At 59.5% G+C, this 16,913-nt stretch carries 18 protein-coding genes, 1 tRNA gene and 1 pseudogene; 8 read left to right on the plus strand and 12 right to left on the minus strand.

All coding sequences use genetic code 11. The features are described 5' to 3' along the window. A pseudogene (locus ASD32_RS30685) lies at positions 1–548 on the plus strand (FAD-binding oxidoreductase); the annotation flags it as partial. Here ASD32_RS30685 and ASD32_RS13725 read toward each other — a convergent pair. Beyond that, positions 538–2,058: a UdgX family uracil-DNA binding protein gene (locus ASD32_RS13725; protein WP_060638579.1), complete on the minus strand. Its 1,521-nt coding sequence runs from the start codon at positions 2,056–2,058 to the stop codon at positions 538–540. The pseudogene ASD32_RS30685 and the gene ASD32_RS13725 overlap by 11 nt on opposite strands. Continuing rightward, the gene (locus ASD32_RS13730) at positions 2,058–3,290 is read right to left on the minus strand and encodes a putative DNA modification/repair radical SAM protein (protein ID WP_060638580.1); all 1,233 of its coding nucleotides are present in this window, start codon (positions 3,288–3,290) and stop codon (positions 2,058–2,060) included. The genes ASD32_RS13725 and ASD32_RS13730 overlap by 1 nt, the downstream gene beginning before the upstream one ends. Positions 3,291–3,417: 127 nt before the next feature. Between ASD32_RS13730 and ASD32_RS13735 the strand changes: the two genes are divergently transcribed. Together ASD32_RS13735 and ASD32_RS13740 are read left to right on the plus strand one after the other, a co-directional pair. Next, on the plus strand, positions 3,418–3,978 hold the full coding sequence (locus ASD32_RS13735) for a type 1 glutamine amidotransferase domain-containing protein (RefSeq protein WP_060638581.1): 561 nt from the start codon (positions 3,418–3,420) through the stop codon (positions 3,976–3,978). A 30-nt stretch (positions 3,979–4,008) separates the two neighbouring features. Continuing rightward, positions 4,009–4,512: a pyridoxamine 5'-phosphate oxidase family protein gene (locus tag ASD32_RS13740; RefSeq protein WP_060638582.1), complete on the plus strand. Its 504-nt coding sequence runs from the start codon at positions 4,009–4,011 to the stop codon at positions 4,510–4,512. A 69-nt stretch (positions 4,513–4,581) separates the two neighbouring features. Here ASD32_RS13740 and ASD32_RS13745 read toward each other — a convergent pair whose 3' ends face one another. Further along, a complete protein-coding gene (locus ASD32_RS13745) occupies positions 4,582–5,130 on the minus strand; it encodes a flavin reductase family protein (RefSeq protein ID WP_060638583.1) in 549 nt (182 codons plus the stop codon). 298 nt (positions 5,131–5,428) lie between these two features. Here ASD32_RS13745 and ASD32_RS30265 point away from each other — a divergent pair, with 298 nt between their 5' ends. The 3 genes from ASD32_RS30265 (at position 5,429) to ASD32_RS13755 (ending at position 6,628) form a co-directional block, all read left to right on the plus strand. Next, entirely contained in the window at positions 5,429–5,605 is a 177-nt protein-coding gene (locus tag ASD32_RS30265) for a hypothetical protein (protein ID WP_200953599.1), read from the plus strand. 269 nt (positions 5,606–5,874) lie between these two features. Then, positions 5,875–6,342 (plus strand): hypothetical protein, encoded by a 468-nt coding sequence (locus ASD32_RS13750; RefSeq protein WP_060638584.1) that lies wholly within the window; start codon positions 5,875–5,877, stop codon positions 6,340–6,342. Between the two features lie 4 nt (positions 6,343–6,346). After that, entirely contained in the window at positions 6,347–6,628 is a 282-nt protein-coding gene (locus tag ASD32_RS13755; RefSeq protein WP_060638585.1) for a type II toxin-antitoxin system RelE/ParE family toxin, read from the plus strand. Positions 6,629–6,850: 222 nt separating this feature from the next. On the opposite strand, the gene ASD32_RS13760 is transcribed toward ASD32_RS13755, so the two are convergent. From ASD32_RS13760 to ASD32_RS13770, 3 genes are read right to left on the minus strand one after another with little or no spacing between them, the layout of a single operon-like run. Continuing rightward, the gene (locus ASD32_RS13760; protein ID WP_060638664.1) at positions 6,851–7,537 is read right to left on the minus strand and encodes a D-lyxose/D-mannose family sugar isomerase; all 687 of its coding nucleotides are present in this window, start codon (positions 7,535–7,537) and stop codon (positions 6,851–6,853) included. Positions 7,538–7,559: 22 nt separating this feature from the next. Next, on the minus strand, positions 7,560–8,345 hold the full coding sequence (locus ASD32_RS13765; RefSeq protein WP_060638586.1) for an SDR family oxidoreductase: 786 nt from the start codon (positions 8,343–8,345) through the stop codon (positions 7,560–7,562). After that, complete coding sequence (locus tag ASD32_RS13770; RefSeq protein WP_060638587.1) at positions 8,338–9,084, minus strand: FCD domain-containing protein; 747 nt, start codon at positions 9,082–9,084, stop codon at positions 8,338–8,340. Before ASD32_RS13770 ends, ASD32_RS13765 begins: the two co-directional genes overlap by 8 nt. A gap of 125 nt (positions 9,085–9,209) precedes the next feature. Between ASD32_RS13770 and uxuA the strand changes: the two genes are divergently transcribed. Beyond that, positions 9,210–10,385 (plus strand): mannonate dehydratase, encoded by a 1,176-nt coding sequence (gene uxuA, locus ASD32_RS13775; protein ID WP_060638665.1) that lies wholly within the window; start codon positions 9,210–9,212, stop codon positions 10,383–10,385. A 19-nt stretch (positions 10,386–10,404) separates the two neighbouring features. On the opposite strand, the gene ASD32_RS13780 is transcribed toward uxuA, so the two are convergent. From ASD32_RS13780 to ASD32_RS13800, 5 genes are all read right to left on the minus strand, one after another. Then, positions 10,405–11,157 (minus strand): ABC transporter permease, encoded by a 753-nt coding sequence (locus tag ASD32_RS13780; protein ID WP_060638588.1) that lies wholly within the window; start codon positions 11,155–11,157, stop codon positions 10,405–10,407. Continuing rightward, positions 11,154–12,092 (minus strand): ABC transporter ATP-binding protein, encoded by a 939-nt coding sequence (locus ASD32_RS13785; RefSeq protein ID WP_060638589.1) that lies wholly within the window; start codon positions 12,090–12,092, stop codon positions 11,154–11,156. Before ASD32_RS13785 ends, ASD32_RS13780 begins: the two co-directional genes overlap by 4 nt. Then, positions 12,089–13,255 (minus strand): ABC transporter permease, encoded by a 1,167-nt coding sequence (locus ASD32_RS13790; RefSeq protein WP_060638590.1) that lies wholly within the window; start codon positions 13,253–13,255, stop codon positions 12,089–12,091. The genes ASD32_RS13785 and ASD32_RS13790 overlap by 4 nt, the downstream gene beginning before the upstream one ends. Positions 13,256–13,330: 75 nt before the next feature. Further along, entirely contained in the window at positions 13,331–14,236 is a 906-nt protein-coding gene (locus tag ASD32_RS13795) for an ABC transporter substrate-binding protein (RefSeq protein WP_244490169.1), read from the minus strand. Between the two features lie 309 nt (positions 14,237–14,545). Beyond that, complete coding sequence (locus ASD32_RS13800) at positions 14,546–15,214, minus strand: hypothetical protein (protein ID WP_082546766.1); 669 nt, start codon at positions 15,212–15,214, stop codon at positions 14,546–14,548. Positions 15,215–15,404: 190 nt separating this feature from the next. Between ASD32_RS13800 and ASD32_RS13805 the strand changes: the two genes are divergently transcribed. Beyond that, positions 15,405–16,676 carry a PAN domain-containing protein gene (locus ASD32_RS13805; protein WP_244490165.1) on the plus strand — a complete coding sequence of 424 codons (1,272 nt, stop codon included), beginning with the start codon at positions 15,405–15,407 and terminating at the stop codon, positions 16,674–16,676. A 53-nt stretch (positions 16,677–16,729) separates the two neighbouring features. On the opposite strand, the gene ASD32_RS13810 is transcribed toward ASD32_RS13805, so the two are convergent. Further along, a tRNA-Ser gene (locus ASD32_RS13810) sits at positions 16,730–16,819 on the minus strand. Positions 16,820–16,913 lie beyond the last annotated feature (94 nt).

Consider the following 16,913-nt stretch of genomic DNA (forward strand, 5'->3'; position numbering starts at 1 on the left):
CGGTGGTTAATGCCGCAGGCGGCTGGGCCGATCAGACCGCAGAGCTCTTCGGCGTCAAGCCGCTCGGCATCGTCCCGCACCGGCGCACCGCCATCACCATCGACCTTCCCGAGGGGATCGATATTTCGGCCATGCCGGAGATCAATGAGATCGACGAGGAGTTCTACATGAAGCCCGACGCCGGCCGCCTGTTCGCGAGCCCCGCCGATGCCACCCCGTGCGAGCCCGGTGATGTCCAGCCCGAGGAACTCGATGTCGCCTGGGCCGCGCACTATGTCGAGGAGGCGACCACGATCCCGGTCCGCCGCGTGGCCAAGAGCTGGGCTGGCATGCGCAGCTTTTCGCCCGACAAGCTGCCCGTCATCGGCTTTGCGGCCGGACAGCCGGACTTCTTCTGGCTGGCGGGACAAGGCGGCTACGGTATCCTGACCTCGCCCGCCCTTGGCGCCCTGGCGGCTAGCCTTTTGACCAGCGAGCCGCATCCGGAAGGGTTCGGCACGATGGGGCTTGACCCCGCACGGTTCAACCCGCTCCGATTCACGGCCTGATATCATCCATTGCGCTGCTCCGCCCGCCCGCCGGACTTATCTTTCGCCCGAATTCGGCGGCACGCGCAATATCCGAGCGAAACCGCGCCATTTCCTCCATCCTGCGGCCCTCGTCCGGGATGCGCAGCAGATAGGCCGGGTGCACGGTCACCAGCAACGACTGCCCGGCATCGATTTGCAGCATCTCGCCGCGCAGATCTGCCAGCCGCTGGCGGCTGTCGGTCAGCGCCATCAGCGCGGTTGATCCCATCGCCACGACAAGCTTTGGCTTGACCAAAGCCAGTTCCCGCGTCAGCCACCATTTGCAATGCTGCACCTCGCCGACATTCGGCTTTTGATGGATTCGGCGCTTACCGCGTGGCTCGTATTTGAAATGCTTGACCGCATTGGTGACATAGGTGTCCTTGCGGTCCAGCCCCACATCCTGGGCAACCTTGTTGAACACCGCACCTGCCGGGCCGACGAAGGGCCGGCCGGCCAGATCCTCCTGATCGCCCGGCTGCTCGCCGACGATCATGACCGCGGCATCCTGCGGCCCCTCGCCGAATACGGTCTGCGTTGCCCGGCAATGCAGGGCGCAGCGCGTGCAGTGACGCGCTTCCTCGCGAAGCTCCTCCAACGTTCCGGCCGGTGGCTGGGCAATTTCGGGTTCGGCTTGCGCGACCGCCTGCAGCCGCTGGTGAAACAATGGCGCCTCGCTGGCCGCGCGCTCGGCCATCGCAATGACGCTCGCCTCTGCCCCGGCAATCAGCCCCGGAATGAGCCCGGCTTCCGGCAGGTTCTTCCAGTATTTCTTTGGCATCTCCGTCATCATCATCTTCACCTTGAGACGGGCCGGATTGAAGATGCTGGAAAAATAGGTGCGCCAGAGCATATCGGTGCTATCCGTCAGCATCGGATTTTCCGCAGGTTCGGTTGAAACCGACAGGCTCTCGCCATCCCAGGCCGCCGTTCCCCTCGGCGTGGCGATGATCCAGTCCATATCGGTAAACCGGCGCTGAAAGAACGGCGCCACACGCGAAACGATATGATGATCCGGTTCGAACCAGGCCAGAAATCGCCGCCGCGCATGCCCTTCCCCGATGTCGAACTCCTTGAACCGGACGAACGCCGTCATCTTGTGGCAATCGCGCCGCACGGATTTTTCCATCGCCCGCAACTGCGCCACATCCGCATCGGAGACCACTTCCAGAAGCGCGCGCTCCCCCTGCAGCCGGAAGAGAACCCGGTAGAGAAGCTGGAAACGCAAGGGATCGCTATGGCAGATCACCGCCTGCGCCAAGGACAGGAAGGCCTTTGGCACGGTCAAGGAGGCCCCTGAAGTAACGATTGCCCTGCCGGGCGAGGATAGATCAGCCACGCCGGCATCCGCCCCGAACAGGTCGCCCGCCGCATCGCTCCTGCACCGCCAGTCGATCCCGCGCGGTGGCGTGCCGGCCAGCAGCAACGGCCGCGCAGCCTCCCGCCACTCGGTCAGATCGCCCCGGCCCTCCAGAAGAACCGTCGCCATTACAAGAGCGCCAGCTGTTCGGGCTTGGGCTCGAACATGGCCCGCAGATCGGAGCGATCGATCAGCCGGTGCGGTGTCCAACCCTCCGTCACAACGAAGGACTGCACCTTCTTCACCGAAACATGGAGCCGCGCCAAGTCCTCCAGCCGCAAACGCCGATGGCGCCGCGCCGACAGGATACCGTTGACGGCCTTCGTTCCCAATCCCGGCACCCGCAGCAGCATCTCGCGTTCCGCCGTGTTCACATCCACCGGAAAGCGATGCCGGTTGACCAAAGCCCAGGCAAGTTTCGGGTCGAGCTTCAGGTCCAGCATGCCATCGGGCTGGTTCTCGGTAATCTCCTCAATGCCAAAGCCATAAAACCGGTAGAGCCAATCCGCCTGGTAAAGCCGGTGCTCGCGCATCAGCGGTGGCTTGATCAAAGGCAGGTTCTTTGACGCATCGGGAATGGGGCTGAAGGCGGAATAATAGACCCGGCGCAGCCCGTAGCTGCCGTAAAGCCGGGCGCTGGTCCCGAGGATCACCTTGTCATTGGCTTGATCGGCGCCGACGATCATCTGCGTGCTCTGGCCTGCCGGCACGAAGCGTTTGCGCCGCTTGGTTTGCAGCGTCGGATCATTGGCGGCCTCGATCTTCAGCCTGAGCTCGCCCATCGACTTGCGGATATTGGCCGGCCGCTTTTCCGGCGCCAGCCGCGTCAGCCCCGTGTCGGTCGGCAGTTCGATATTGATCGACAGGCGGTCGGCATAAAGACCCGCCTGCTCGATCAGCAGCGGCGAGGCTTCGGGAATGGACTTCAAATGGATATAACCGCCGAAATTATGGGTAACGCGCAATTCCCGGGCGATGCGCACCATTTCCTCCATCGTATAATCCGACGAGCGAATGATCCCCGAAGAGAGAAAAAGGCCTTCGATATAATTGCGCCGGTAGAATTCCAGCGTCAGCCAGACGACCTCCTCGACGCTGAACCGCGCGCGCTCGACATTGCTGGATGACCGGTTGATGCAATAGGCACAGTCATAAATGCAGAAATTCGTCATCAGGATTTTCAACAGCGAAATGCAGCGGCCATCCGGCGCATAGGCATGACAGATGCCGGACCCTTCCGTCGATCCCAGACCGCCCGATTTGGAGGAATCCCTCTTCACCGTGCCGCTCGAAGCGCAGGAAGCATCGTATTTGGCAGCATCGGACAGGATGGCCAATCGTTCGTTCAGCGATTTCTTCATGGTTGTTCATGATACGTTCTTATCGCTCTTTGGTCAATGCGAGAAAAACCCAAAATATCGGAACGATTGCTGCAGGCACTCGTTGTAAGCCCGAACCCTCCCCAAGCTTGCATAAGGAGATGGCGCAATGCCTTCCATCAACACATCGAAAATACTCATCCTCGCGACCCATGGCTACGAGCGCTCCGAACTGCGCGTGCCGCTGGATGAATTGAAAAAGCGCGGCGCCGATATCAAGGTTGCTTCCGTCGAGAAGGACCCGATCAAAAGCTGGGACAAGAAGGATTGGGGCGATACCGTCAATGTTGATCTTCTGGCCAAGGACGTGAAGATCGATGATTTCGACGCGCTGGTCTTGCCCGGCGGTCAAATGAACCCGGACATTCTGCGCCATGATGAAGATGCTATGCGCATCGTCAAGGAATTCATCGCATCCGGCAAGGTCGTCGCTGCCATCTGCCATGCGCCGTGGCTCCTGATCGAAGCCGATGCCGTGCGCGGCCGCAAGATGACGTCCTATGCCTCGATCAAGACCGACATGAAGAATGCCGGCGCCATCTGGTCGGATGAGCCTGTCGTCACCGACAAGGGCATCATCACATCGCGCAATCCCGGCGATCTCGACGCTTTCGTCAAGAAGATCGTCGAGGAAGTCGAAGAAGGCCGCCACGAGCGCCGCGCCGCCTAATGACGCCTGGAGCGATCGAAAGGAAAAAGAATGGCTGATATTTCAAAGACGAAAACCGATCCGCTGCAGCAATTGTGGGATGTGCTGGACGATGTGCATGCCGGTATGTTGGGCGTCGAAGAATCCGGTCAGCATATGCAGCCGATGGCGCCCTTTGTCGAAAAGGAAAGCAACTCGATCTGGTTTTACACCCGCACAGACAGCGATCTGGTGAAGGCCGTACAAACTCGCGACAGGGCGCATTTCTGCGTCATCAGCAAGGATCATGATTATCATGCGTGCCTTGCCGGTGCCATCGACGAGGTCAAATCCCGCGAACATATTGAAAAATACTGGTCGGCGCCGGTGGCGGCCTGGTTCGAGGGCGGCAAGGAAGATCCGGCATTGACCATGCTGCAACTGAAGCTCGACGATGTTGCGATCTGGGCTTCAACCAACAGCACGCTGAAATTCGGCTGGGAAATCGCCAAAGCCAATCTGACCGGCAAGGAGCCGGAACTCGGCTATCACACGAAGATTTCGCTGCCACACTGATATCGTCAGCACCGATCGGCAATTATGCAGTCAGATGCCCTGCCCGGCCCCGGGCGGGCGTTTGTCGTCTCAGAGGGAGACCCGGCCATAGCGGCCGTTGCTATAGACCAGCGAATGTCCATCGCCTGCGACGATGGAGACGACGCGGCCAAGAATGATCGCATGGCTATGGCGTTCGATAATTTCATCGACTTCGCAATCGATCCCGGCCAGCGCGCCACGCAACACCGAAGCGCCGCTCGCCAATGTAAACCATTCGGCCCCGTCATAGCGCTCGATGCCTTTGAGGCCACCCTTGCCGGCAAACCGGTCAGCGACATCCTGCTGGTCGGCGGTTAGGATATTGACGCAGAAATGCCCGTAGCGGCGAATGACCGGCCAGCTCGATGAACTGCGATTGATATTGACGATCATCGTTGGCGGATCGACCGATAAAGCCGTGGCCGACGTCACGGTTGCACCGGTTCGCTCATCAGCGACCCCAGCCGTGATGACGGAAACGCCGCCCGACATCCGCCGCATGGCCGATTTCAGCGCATCCTCATCCGCCACATGCGGAAAAGGCTGCTCCTGCTGCGGAGCGATCCTGTCGAGCGAATTTCTCAAAGCGAGGTTCATGCTGGTCCACTCTTTAGCCGTCTCGTTCATGTCCGTGATTTACGCACGAAAGACGCTCCCGCCTCAAGAAAATATCGCCCGCACTGCCCGCCGAAGCTGGATCGATTTTTCAATGATCATAAAATTTATAGATTATATTATTTTCCGAAGGGCCACTCTTTCTGCGACAGTGATATCCTGCCGAAAGGCTGAAAGTCGCAATAAGATATCAATTTCATAGACTATTGACAGGATGGCCAATTGTGTCAGGATTGTGTTAACGCCCGTTAACCGATCGCATCCAATAGCGGAGAACTGCATGTTTTATCACGGTGGAATGACCCTCGGTTACCTCACGCCTCCGGCAAAAAAGGAAAAAGCCGTTCGCGTCGAAATGCCCGTGCGCCAGAGCCGCGAAGAACAGACGGAATTCGAACAGGAGCGCGATCAGGAACTGAGCCGCGCTTTTCTCACCCCCTGGCATCTCTTTTATTGATCGCGATAGGCTGATCTGAGCGAGCTCTCGCCCCCGCCATGGGTGGCAACGCGCGACAACTTCTCCATCATGCGAAATTGCGCCGGGCTGACGCCAAAATGGCGGAATTCCTTGCCGAACCTGCGTCTCAATCCTGCTCACCCTTTTCTCCGAAACAGTCGCCTCTAACCAAGGTTCCGTGTTCCTTTTGACGGCGGCGAAAGCGTTGCCAGACCTGCGATGGTGTGCGAATATTAGATAAACGCATCTTCTTTATCAGCAGGGATCGCATGCAGCCCGAGACAATCGATGGCAAAACCGTCAAAAACTTGGTTATCGCGCATGCACTCAATGGCGCGGTCGTCCTTGGTCAGCCCGGCGGGTTTGCTGTTCTCGTGAAATATGGAGCGAATGAGAGAGCGGTGGCCGCTCAGCGCTCCCGCCGGATGCGCATCTGGCGGAATTTGAATACGGCGGCCGCTTATGTTCGCAATGAGCTCGGACTTGAACGGTTCGAAATCGACATGAGCGAGCATGACCCGGCCGCTGCGGAACGGAAGCGGCCCGACACAGCAGAACGTCAGCGCAAACTGCATGAGGCGGGCGAACAGGACGCGTGGTTTCGAGGTCAGGTGCAAAAAGCGATAGATGGCATTGCGGATGGCTCAAACCGCGTCATTTTTGAGGACGAGTGGACGGAAAAGGCGCAGTTGAAGCGGGCAGATCTACAGCGCCGTATCGGTGCACAAGGCCGCTAGATGCATGCGGATCGTCAGACGCGCCTCATATGCCAGCGATCTCGACAGGATTGTTGACCACATTGCCTTGGACAATCCTGCGGCAGCGCTCGACATCTGGGATGAAATTGAGCGGCAAGTCGAACGGTTGCGCGATTTCCCGCAGTCAGGCCGCGCCGGACGGCTGCTGAACACACGGGAACTAATTGTGTCGGGAACGCCCTTTATCGTGGTCTATGTGGTTTCCGCTGATGTCGAGTTGATTCGTGTCTTGCATGGCGCGCAGCAATGGCCACCGGAAAGTTAAAGCCTCGCACCATGGAAGCCGGACCGATCGACTGGGTCCTGTTCTTTCATTGTATAGGTCCTCCTGGCGAGAAGAAAAGCTGGATAAACCTCGCTTGGTTGGTTTCCCAAATCCGAGATCGTTTGTCATCAGGCCACCCTCTCCGTCGATGTTGAAGCCCGCACCACAGTCCGCCGTAACGGGAAGCGTAACTTTCAACAATCGCCCGCTCAATCCCCTCGCCTACCGCAACCACTGCGCATAATCCGGCACCAGCAGATGCAGCGGCGCCTCGTCCTCCTCGATGCCGGAAAACCGCGTTACTGCCGGGTCCTCGAAAATATTGTCGGTATTGTCGTCGTTGACGGTGGAAACTTCGGCGACGAAGACATCGGCGCCCTCGCCCCAGAAGGCGTGCCAGTCACCCGGCATCAGGGTCACGCTTTCGCCGGGCGACAATCTCAGCTTATGCCCCGGCGCCAGATCGCGCCAGATGCCGTCGGTCGCCACCCGTGTGCCCCTGGACCGGTCGCACTGGCCGCCTGTATCGCCAAACAGCTCGATCACCAGCGTGCCGCCACCGCGATTGATGATGTCTTCGGCCTTCAGAAGATGCCGGTGCATCGGCGTCACCTGATCCTTGCGGGCGATCATCGCTTTTTCGGCATAGAGCATGCCGCGTCCGCGCTGCAGATCGGCAAAGCGGCCGTTGCGCACGGTGAACAGGAAGAGCCCTGTCCGGTCAAAATCACCAAGCCCGAAATCGGTGATATCCCAGCCCAGCGATGCGCCGGTAATGCCGTCGATTTCCCCCTTGCGCGCCCGCATCTCGTCCGGCGACCACCGCGAAAATGGCGGCAGGATGAAGCCGAACGAGCGCATGAAGGCCTCGCTCTCGCGCATGATGGCGTTGATGGCGCTGCGTTTCATCGGAATGCTCATGGCCTCTCCTTCAGCGAACGCCGATACCGGCTGTCAGACCGCCATCGATCCGGTGGTCCGACCCTGTGATGAAGCCTGCTTTATCCGAGGCCAGGAAAGCGGCAAGCACCGCCACTTCCTCCGGTTCACCGATCCGCCCCAGCGGATGCGCCGCGCCAAAACGCTGAAACACGGCATCGATATCGGCATCCTCGCCCTCGAATGTCCGCGCCGCCAGTTCCAGGATCGGCGTGCGCACAGAGCCCGGACTGATCGACACGACCCGAATGCGATCGGCGGCAAAATCGAGCGCCATCGCTCGCGTCAGCGCATGGATCGCGCCCTTGGAGGCAACATAGGCCGAGACACCGCTCTGGCAGGCATGCCCCTGCACGCTCGACAGATTGACAATCACGCCGCCGCCGCGCTTGCGCATCTCCGGCACGCCGAACTCTGCCGTCAGATGGATCGAACCGACATTGACGGCCATGCAGCGCATGAAGGCCTCGAACGGCGTGGTCTCTGCCGTGCCATAGGGATGTACTGCGGCCGAATTGACGATGATGTCGATCCCGCCGAACGCCGCGATAGCCGACGCTATGGTGCGGCTCACATCGGCAGGCACGGAAACATCCGCATGAAAAACGGTGAGCAGGAGGCTTTCGGCAGCAGCCATCGTTTCCAGTGCTGCATTGGCCTCGAGATCGATCCCCAGCGACGCCACGGAAGCGCCCTGGCGGGCGAGATGCAGCGCAACAGCCCGGCCGATACCGGTCGTTCCGGTGACGACGGCGACCTTCCCCTCGAATTCACGCATCGCGCTTCTCCCGTCCCTTCACTCTTTTCAATGCCGCCCCCTGCCCGCCGCGCGGGCCATCCGCCGCCGGAATGAATTCCAGGCCCGCATCGAGATGCCGGTCCATATGATAGGCAAATCCGATCCGGTCGCGTTCGCGCAGCGCCCTGACGATATCGGCATGTTCGCTGGCGACGCTCTCCAGCACCAGCCGCTGCGATTTTCCCGCCAGCATCAGCCGCCCGATCACCGGCTTCAACATGCCGTAGGTTTCCGACAGCGTCCGGTTTCCCGCCGCATCCACCATCAGCTTGTGAAACTGATAGTCCAGCTCCGATGCCTCTTCCGGCGTGCCCGCCTGCAGGATGCGCGCATTGAGCACCTCCATCCCGGCCAGCGTTTCCTCGGTGATCCGCGTCGAGAGCAGATCAAACAGGCTCATCTCCGTTAGCCGCCGGTATCCCTGAATATCGCGGAAAGCATCGACGGAAATATCCATGGCGAAGGAAAACAGGTCGCGCATTGCCGATTGATGCTGGCCGGTCAGGACAGCCCCGACTTTTTGCCGGGATTCAGCGACGCCATAGGCCTTCAACGTCCGGAAAGCTTCGCGCACGGTGTTGCGGCTGGCATCGAACATGACGGCAAGCTCGGCTTCGCTGGGCAAAACATCACCGACCGTCAGGCCGCGTTCGCGGATGAGGCCGCGAATGTGATCCACCATTCCATCAACGGCGGAAGCGCGCGCACCGTCTTCCATATCCCAGTCTCCTGTCCTGTTGCATGGCAGTTTATGTCCGACATAATAGCGAAATCAACTCGTCGATATTGATTTTATCCAAATATCTGCATTAATTGTCCAACATTATAACGGAGGAGATGAATATGCTGGAAAGCTGGCGCTGGTTTGGACCGGACGATCCGGTCACCTTGTCTGACGCGCGCCAGGCTGGTGCCCACGGCGTCGTCACGGCCCTCCACCATATCTATGACGGCCGCATCTGGACGCCCGGCGACATCGCTGAGCGCATGGCGCTGGTCAGGAAGGCCGGGATGACATGGGCCGTCTGCGAATCCATTCCTGTCAACTCGGCGATCAAGCGGCGTGACGGCGACTGGCGGCGCACTCTGGATGCCTGGAAACAGAGCCTTGCCAATCTGGGCAAGGGCGGCGTGCCTGTAGTTTGCTACAATTTCATGCCGGTGGTCGATTGGACCCGCACCAATCTGTTGTACCCAACCGAGGCCGGCGGCTTTGCGCTGCGCTTCGACATGATCGATTTCGTCGCCTATGATGTTTTCGTGCTGAAACGCCGTGCCGCTGAAGACAGCTACGCGCCCGATGTCATCGAGGCCGCACGGCAAAGGCTGGCGCAAAAAAGCGACGATGAAATCCTGACGCTCGAACGAAACATCATCGCCGGTCTGCCCGGCGGCGAAGACAGCCACACGCGCGAAAAAATCCGCGCCGAGATTGCCAGTTTCGACGATGTCTCCTCCTCCGACATGCGCGCCAACCTCATCGAGTTCCTGAAGGAAGTGGTGCCTGTCGCCGCCGAAAACGGCGTCCGGCTTGCCATCCACCCCGACGATCCGCCGTTCTCGCTGTTCGGCCTGCCTCGCGTCGTCTCCACTGCCGATGACATCCAGACCATCCTCGATGCGGTCGATGAGCAGGCAAATGGTATCACCCTTTGCGCCGGTTCCTACGGCTCACGCACCGGCAACGATGTCACCGGAATGGCGGAGCGCTTTGCCGCCCGCATCCATTTCGCCCATTTGCGCAATGTCAGCAAGGAACCGGACGGATCCTTCATCGAATCCGAGCATCTGGCCGGCGATGTCAAGATGGTCTCGCTGATCTCGATTCTACGCGCCGAAGAGCGGCGGCGCGAACGGGAGGGCCGCAGCGACAGCATCATCCCGATGCGCCCCGATCATGGACATCTGTTGATTGATGACCAGAAAAAGAAGGTCAATCCCGGCTATTCCTGCATCGGCCGCCTTAAGGGCCTTGCCGAATTGCGCGGCGTCATCGCCGCCGTCGATCAACTGACATAGAGACAGCGAAGGCGCGGGGTCAGGCCCGCGCCGACAGGCCTGCGCGCCGCGCAAGGACGCGCTCGATTGCCGAAAAGCCGTCATAAATGAGTACGGCAAGTGCCCCGACGATCAGTCCGCCCTGCAAAACGAAGGCGATATTGTTGGATTGCAAACCGGCAATGATCACCTCGCCCAGCGTCTTTGCCGCCACCGTCGAGCCGATCGTCGCCGTTGCCAGGCTGATCACCACCGACAGCCGGATGCCGGCCAGGATCACCGGCATGGCCAGCGGCAGTTCCACCTTGAAGAGGCGCTGGCGGTCCGTCATGCCGGAACCACGGGCGGCCTCCATCACCGAGGCCGGCAAGGTCGTCAACCCCGTCAGCGTGTTTTCAAAGATCGGCAAAAGCCCGTAGAGAAACAGCGCCACCAGCGTCGGTTTTTCGCCGAAACCGAGGATCGGCACCGCAAGCGCCAGCACGGCGACCGGCGGAAATGTCTGCCCGACATTGACCAGGCTGCGCGATAAAGGCAGGAATTCCGCCCCGAAAGACCGCGTGACCAGAATGGCCAGCGTGACGGCGACGATGATGGCACCGGTCGTGGCAATGGCGACGGTGCGCAGATGCAGGAGCGTCAGCGTCAGCAGGCTGCCCTGATTGTAGATCGCCGGCGCATTCTCCTGCACCAACGGCTTCAACAGCGGATCAAACCAGCCGGGCGCCAGGAGAAAGGCGATCAGCACAGCCAATAGCGCGGCGCGCAGGAGATGCGGGATAAAGGCCTTCATTGCGGCTTTGCTGCACGCCTGGTCAGCCCTTCCAAGGTTACCCGGCCCAGAATCCTGCCATCGGCAGCGGCAACCGGCAAGGCCGCCCGTCCGCTCCACAGCAGTTCGGAAAGCGCATCGCGCTGGCTCACCGTTTCCATTACCGGCTGCCCATCCGCCGCTCCCGGCTCGACCGCATTGGCTGCGGTGTCGATCGACAGCAGCCGGAATGGCCGCTCGCTGGTGCCGATCAGCGTCTGGACGAATTCGGTTGCAGGATCCTTCACCAGTTCGGCGGGCTTGCCATATTGAACGAGCGCGCCCTTATCCATCACGGCGATCTTGTGGGCGAGGTGAAACGCCTCATCCATGTCATGCGTCACCAGCACGATCGTCGTGCCCAGCACGCGCTGAATGGCGAGCAGATTGGCCTGCGCCTTTGCCCGGATGATCGGGTCGAGGGCGCCGAAAGGCTCATCCATCAACAGCACGTTCGGCTCTGCCGCGAGCGCCCGCGCCACGCCGACGCGTTGCTGCTGGCCGCCGGAAAGCTCATGCGGAAACCGGGATGCGAAGGCGGCCGGATCGAGCTGAAACAGCGTCAGCAACTCCGCGACCTTCGCATCGATCCGCGCCTTGTCCCAGCCAAGCAGAACCGGCACCGTCGCAATGTTCTGCGCGACAGTACGATGCGGAAACAGCCCGTGGCCCTGGATCGCATAGCCGATCCGGCGCCGCAGCTCGAAACCCGGCATCGAGCGATTGTCCTCGCCGTCCAGGCGGATCGTTCCGGCCGTCGGCTCGACCAGCCGGTTGATCATTCGCAGAAGCGTCGTCTTGCCCGATCCGGAGGTTCCGACAATGACCGTTACCGTGCGTGGCTCGATCGTCATCGACACATCGTTGACGACGACATTACCGTCGTAGCTTTTGGTGATCCCGTCGATTTCGATCATGCAGCCCTTCCTCGTTCTTGCTGAGGAGCATTCATTTCAATCAGCGCATCGAGCACGATCGCGGCGGCAAAGGCCAAAACCACGGTCGGCACGGCACCCAGCAGCACAAGATCCATCGCCGTCTGGCCAATGCCCTGGAAGACGAACACGCCGAAACCGCCGCCGCCGATGAGCGCGGCGATGGTGGCAAGGCCGATATTTTGCACCAGCACGATGCGAATGCCCGTGAGAATGACGGGCATTGCCAGCGGAAACTCGATGCCGAACAGTCTCTGGCGATCCGTCATGCCGATACCGCGCGCGGCCTCGTTTGCCTCGCGCGGCACGCCGGCAAGACCGACCACGGTATTGGCGACGACCGGCAGCAGCGAATAGAGAAACAGCGCGACGAACGCGGGCGCAGCGCCGATACCGCGAATGCCGATGGCGGCGGCTCCCGGCACGTTGACGGCGATCCAGCCAAGCGGCGCGATCAGAATGCCGAAGAGCGCGATCGACGGTATCGTCTGGATCAGGTTGAGCGTGTTGAGCACGCCGGCCCGCAATGGCGCGACCCGGTGGCAGAGAATGCCAAGCGGCAGCCCGACCACGACCGACGCTACCAGCGACCCCAAAGCCAGCGTCACATGCTTCCCGGCCTCCAGCCAGAACACATCGGCCCGGCCCGAATATTCCTTGAGGATCGACAGGCCATCCCACAATCCCGACATCAGGATTGCTGCTGCCCCGCCTAGCGTGACAGCCAGAAGCAGCACCCTGACCAGCGGCAAGGGCCGCAGCCTGGTAATCGAATCGGCAGCCAGAAGGGCGAAGGAAAACAGCAGGATCCAGAAGCCGGACGCCGGCGAAACCCGCGCATAGCTATTGCCTGCCGGCGTCAGAAACGTTGCCGCCATCCCGACGAAAACGGCGATCGCAGCAAGACCCGCAGCCGCAGTCAACAGCCGGAGGCGCGTCTGCGTCTTGAAGAGAACAATCAGCGCCGCGCAGACCATCAACGCGAAAAGCAGAATTCCCGCACCAGCCGGCAGGGCATCGAGAATGCCTTTCCCGTCGCCCGGCACGATGCGATTGGCGCGAAACGTCGCAAACGGCGCGGCGAATGCTCCATAAGCGATCAGGAGCGCAACGACCACACCGAGCTTGTCGAAGCGAATGCTCACACTGCCATCCCCATCCCCTCCAGGCCGGCTTCATCCTGCAAGCCGGCCGTTTCACGGTAGCCTTTTAAGACCAGCTTATTTCACAAAGCCGTTCTTCTTCAGGAAATCCTCGGCAACCGCCTTGGCAGGCTCGCCACCGACCTGAACACGGCCGTTGAGATCCTGAAGGGTCACCAGATCGAGCTTCTCGAACACAGGCTTCAACAGGGTTTCGATGTCCGGATGCTCCTTCAAAACAGCTTCACGGATGATTGGCGCCGGCTGGTAGACGGGCTGCACGCCCTTGTCGTCTTCGAGCACAACGAGGCCGGACGGCGCAATGCCGCCATCGGTGCCATAGACCATGGCGGCATTGGCGCCGTTGGTCTGGTTGGCTGCGGCCGCGATGGTTGCGGCGGTATCACCACCCGACAGCGTGATCAGCTGATCGGATTTCAGCGTGAACCCATAGGTCGTCTGAAATGCCGGAAGTGCCGCTGCCGAATTGACGAACTCGGAAGACGCCGCCAAAACGACCGTACCGCCGCCCGCTACATATTTGCCGAAATCACTGAAGGTCTTGATCTTGCTGCCATCGGCCAGATCCTTGCGCACCGCAACAGCCCAGGTGTTGTTGGCAGGCGAAGGCGTCAGCCAGACGATCTTGTTGGCATCATAATCCAGCGTCTTGGCCTCGGCATAGGCCTTTGCGGCGTCTTTCCAGAGCGGATCATCAGCCTTTTCGAAGAAGAAGGCGGCATTGCCGGTATATTCCGGATAGATATCGATCTCGCCTGCGGTGATGGCCTTGCGCACGACGGGCGTCGCCCCAAGCTGCACCCGGTCCGTCGTTTCGATATTGTTGGCCTTCAAAACCGCCAGGATGATATTGCCAAGCACGCCGCCCTCGGTATCGATCTTCGAGGATACGACGACCTGCGCATTGGCAAAAGCCGTGGAAACGAGCACGGCCAGGGCCGTCCCGATCAATGTTGTTTTCAGACGCACGATAATTCTCCCTTGAAACGCTTCCCGATTTCTCCCACGCCCGCCCGCATTCGTCGGGGTATAAACTGCCATATGTGGCAAGCTTGAGAGAAAAATAGAGCGTGGGAAGGGGAATTTGCGCAGTGGGTGGGGTTGCGGCGCTTCCAAAGGTGGCGGCAGCCCAGGGGAATATGCCTTTGCCGTCGGATGCACCGTGGAATGGGCATTGCGGCAGCTTTCAGGTCGTCAGGATGTTCACGTTGATGCCGTCAATCAACGCTTGGGAATGCTTTGGAGATGAGGCCCAGGGATTATTCCGGCGCCTCAGACCGCCAAGAATGAAGGGTCGCCAGTTGCCCAGCCCAAGCGCAGTTTCATACCATCCGCGAGCCGCACCTCAGCAGGCTGATCGGAGGCAGCAGAACAAGCAAACAAAGACATAAAGGCTGAAAAGTCGTCAAACCACATTTTCGATGGCGAGAATGAGTGGACAATCATCGCCGCCTCGTCGGTTTTGAAACGCCGGGCCTCAATGATTGCAGATGCCGTACGGTGAAGAAGTTGATATCTGATCTGGGGATGCGGCAGCTCGCCGAGGCCAAGAAGCGCGCACAGGTAGTTCATGCGAATGACCTTGCCGGGCGACGGCTCGCGCATCCACTCCCCCACGCTTGGTCCGAACGGCTCGTTTACTTTCCCCTCGATCGTCGCTGCACACGTGAGGCCGCCGTATCGCAGCAACGCGAAGACATCATTCTGGCTGTCTCGTATCCCTCCAGGAAGAGGAACTTTGTGCTCGGGTATCGCGAGAAGGAGCTCGCAGCCTTCAGGAAACAGCGCCGCAACCTCCGGCGGCAGGCCGGCGCTCATCTCCCAGCTATAGGCGAGCGTTTTTGCCGAGTAGCCTGTGCGCCATTGTTTTTCCGGCTCTGCAAGAAACTGCTGCCAAGCTGCTGGGCCTGAACTTGGGAGGTAGATTTTTGTTCTTTTCACGATTGATATTCCCAGCAGGAGGTTGCGCAGCCGTTAAACGCCGGTCAATGCACGGCAATTACCTTCGCTCATTAACTGCATTGACATTTCACAGGGCGAGAGGCGTGAGTCAACTTGCAACCATTGCCTGTTTGCTGCTTGATGATACCTTCAGAGGCGGAGTGGGGGCATCGCTGTGAGATTGATATGTGTGCTGCGTTTGTTGTTGACCGCCATACTACTGCTTTTTCTCTGTGCGTCGCCTAGCTTGTCGGCGGAAAAGGTATTTGGGCCCTTCTCGGTTGCAGATGCGGCTCCGAACGTCATTGTACTAAATGGCGAGATCGATATCGGTTCAGCTCTTAACTTTCGACGTGCCCTTCAAGCTGCGCCCAATGCGAAGCTTCTGACATTGAACAGCCCAGGTGGCACCGTGCAAATGGCGTTGCTCATCGCTGACGACGTTCATGAGCGTGGCATGTCAACATACATCACAAAGGAAAGCGGCTGCCTTTCTGCGTGTGCTCTTATTTTCCTAGCAGGCGTTGAGCGCCAAACCGACGGAACACTTGGCGTTCATCAAATTTCATCGGACTCCGGGGATTTGGTCAGCGCTCAGCTCTCAATTTCGGATATACTCGATGTTCTTAATCGTTTCGGCACGCCGATCGAAGTTATGACTTGGATGTTTAAGACTCCGCCGAACGATATGCACGTATTCACTGCAGACGAAATCGAGAGCTACAAGATCAATCGCAAACGACAGGGGCTTGCGCCGACACCGTCGCAGACATTGGCTACAGCCGAACGCAGCGCAAACGCCACGACCGTAACGCCCAGCCCGGTTACGCCGCTGGCAACAGCGACCAAGACGAGCCACGATGCAGTATCCAACGATGAGGCGCTCGCCAATCTGTCCGCGATTGAAGACTATACGCGACGTCCGACTCGAATGGCGCTATACACCGGCCTGGATTTGTTTGGTGATGACATCCAAGCAGAACGCACGATCGATGCAGCAGAATGTGCTAAGACTTGCCTGTCGATGAATGGTGTATGCAAAGCGTTCACCTTCAACACGAGCTCGAAGATTACCAAGGGCCCGAACTGCTTTCTGAAATCAAAAGAGGGACGTGCCGATGGGAATTCGGTTGCAATCTCCGGCAGGTTTCTGAGCAGTGTAGAACCGGATCCTCAAAATTTCACAATCAGCACGATCGACCCCACGGCATCGCTGTTCAAGGACGTCGATCTACCAGGAGGCGATCTTACGTCTCGACCGGCACAGATCGGTGGCAATGCTCAACAATGTCGGCTTGCATGCATCGATCAGGGGCGCTGCGTTGCTTTCACTTATATCAAACGGAAAAAGGAATGCTGGCTCAAGGGCGTTGTAGGATCGCCGAAATATCGAGCTGGCTTGGTTACTGGCATAAAGGACGTAAAGTCATTCTCTGCTGCAAAAATTATCAGCCTGCAATAAAGTGCTTCACAGTCTCGCTGCAAATGCGCCTTAACGCATAAACCCAGGCAGAATGGCGGAGAGGGTGGGATTTGAACCCACGATACCCTTGCAGGTATGCCGCATTTCGAGTGCGGTGCGTTCGACCACTCTGCCACCTCTCCGGATATGCTGGTCGGCGCCATCAGCGCGAGGCGGTTCATAGCGGCAGTTTTCGGCAATGACAAGAGGGCGGATCAAGGAAAATCAAGCTTATCG

It is taken from the genome of Rhizobium sp. Root483D2 (assembly GCF_001426685.1).
GTDB classification, from domain to species: domain Bacteria; phylum Pseudomonadota; class Alphaproteobacteria; order Rhizobiales; family Rhizobiaceae; genus Pararhizobium; species Pararhizobium qamdonense.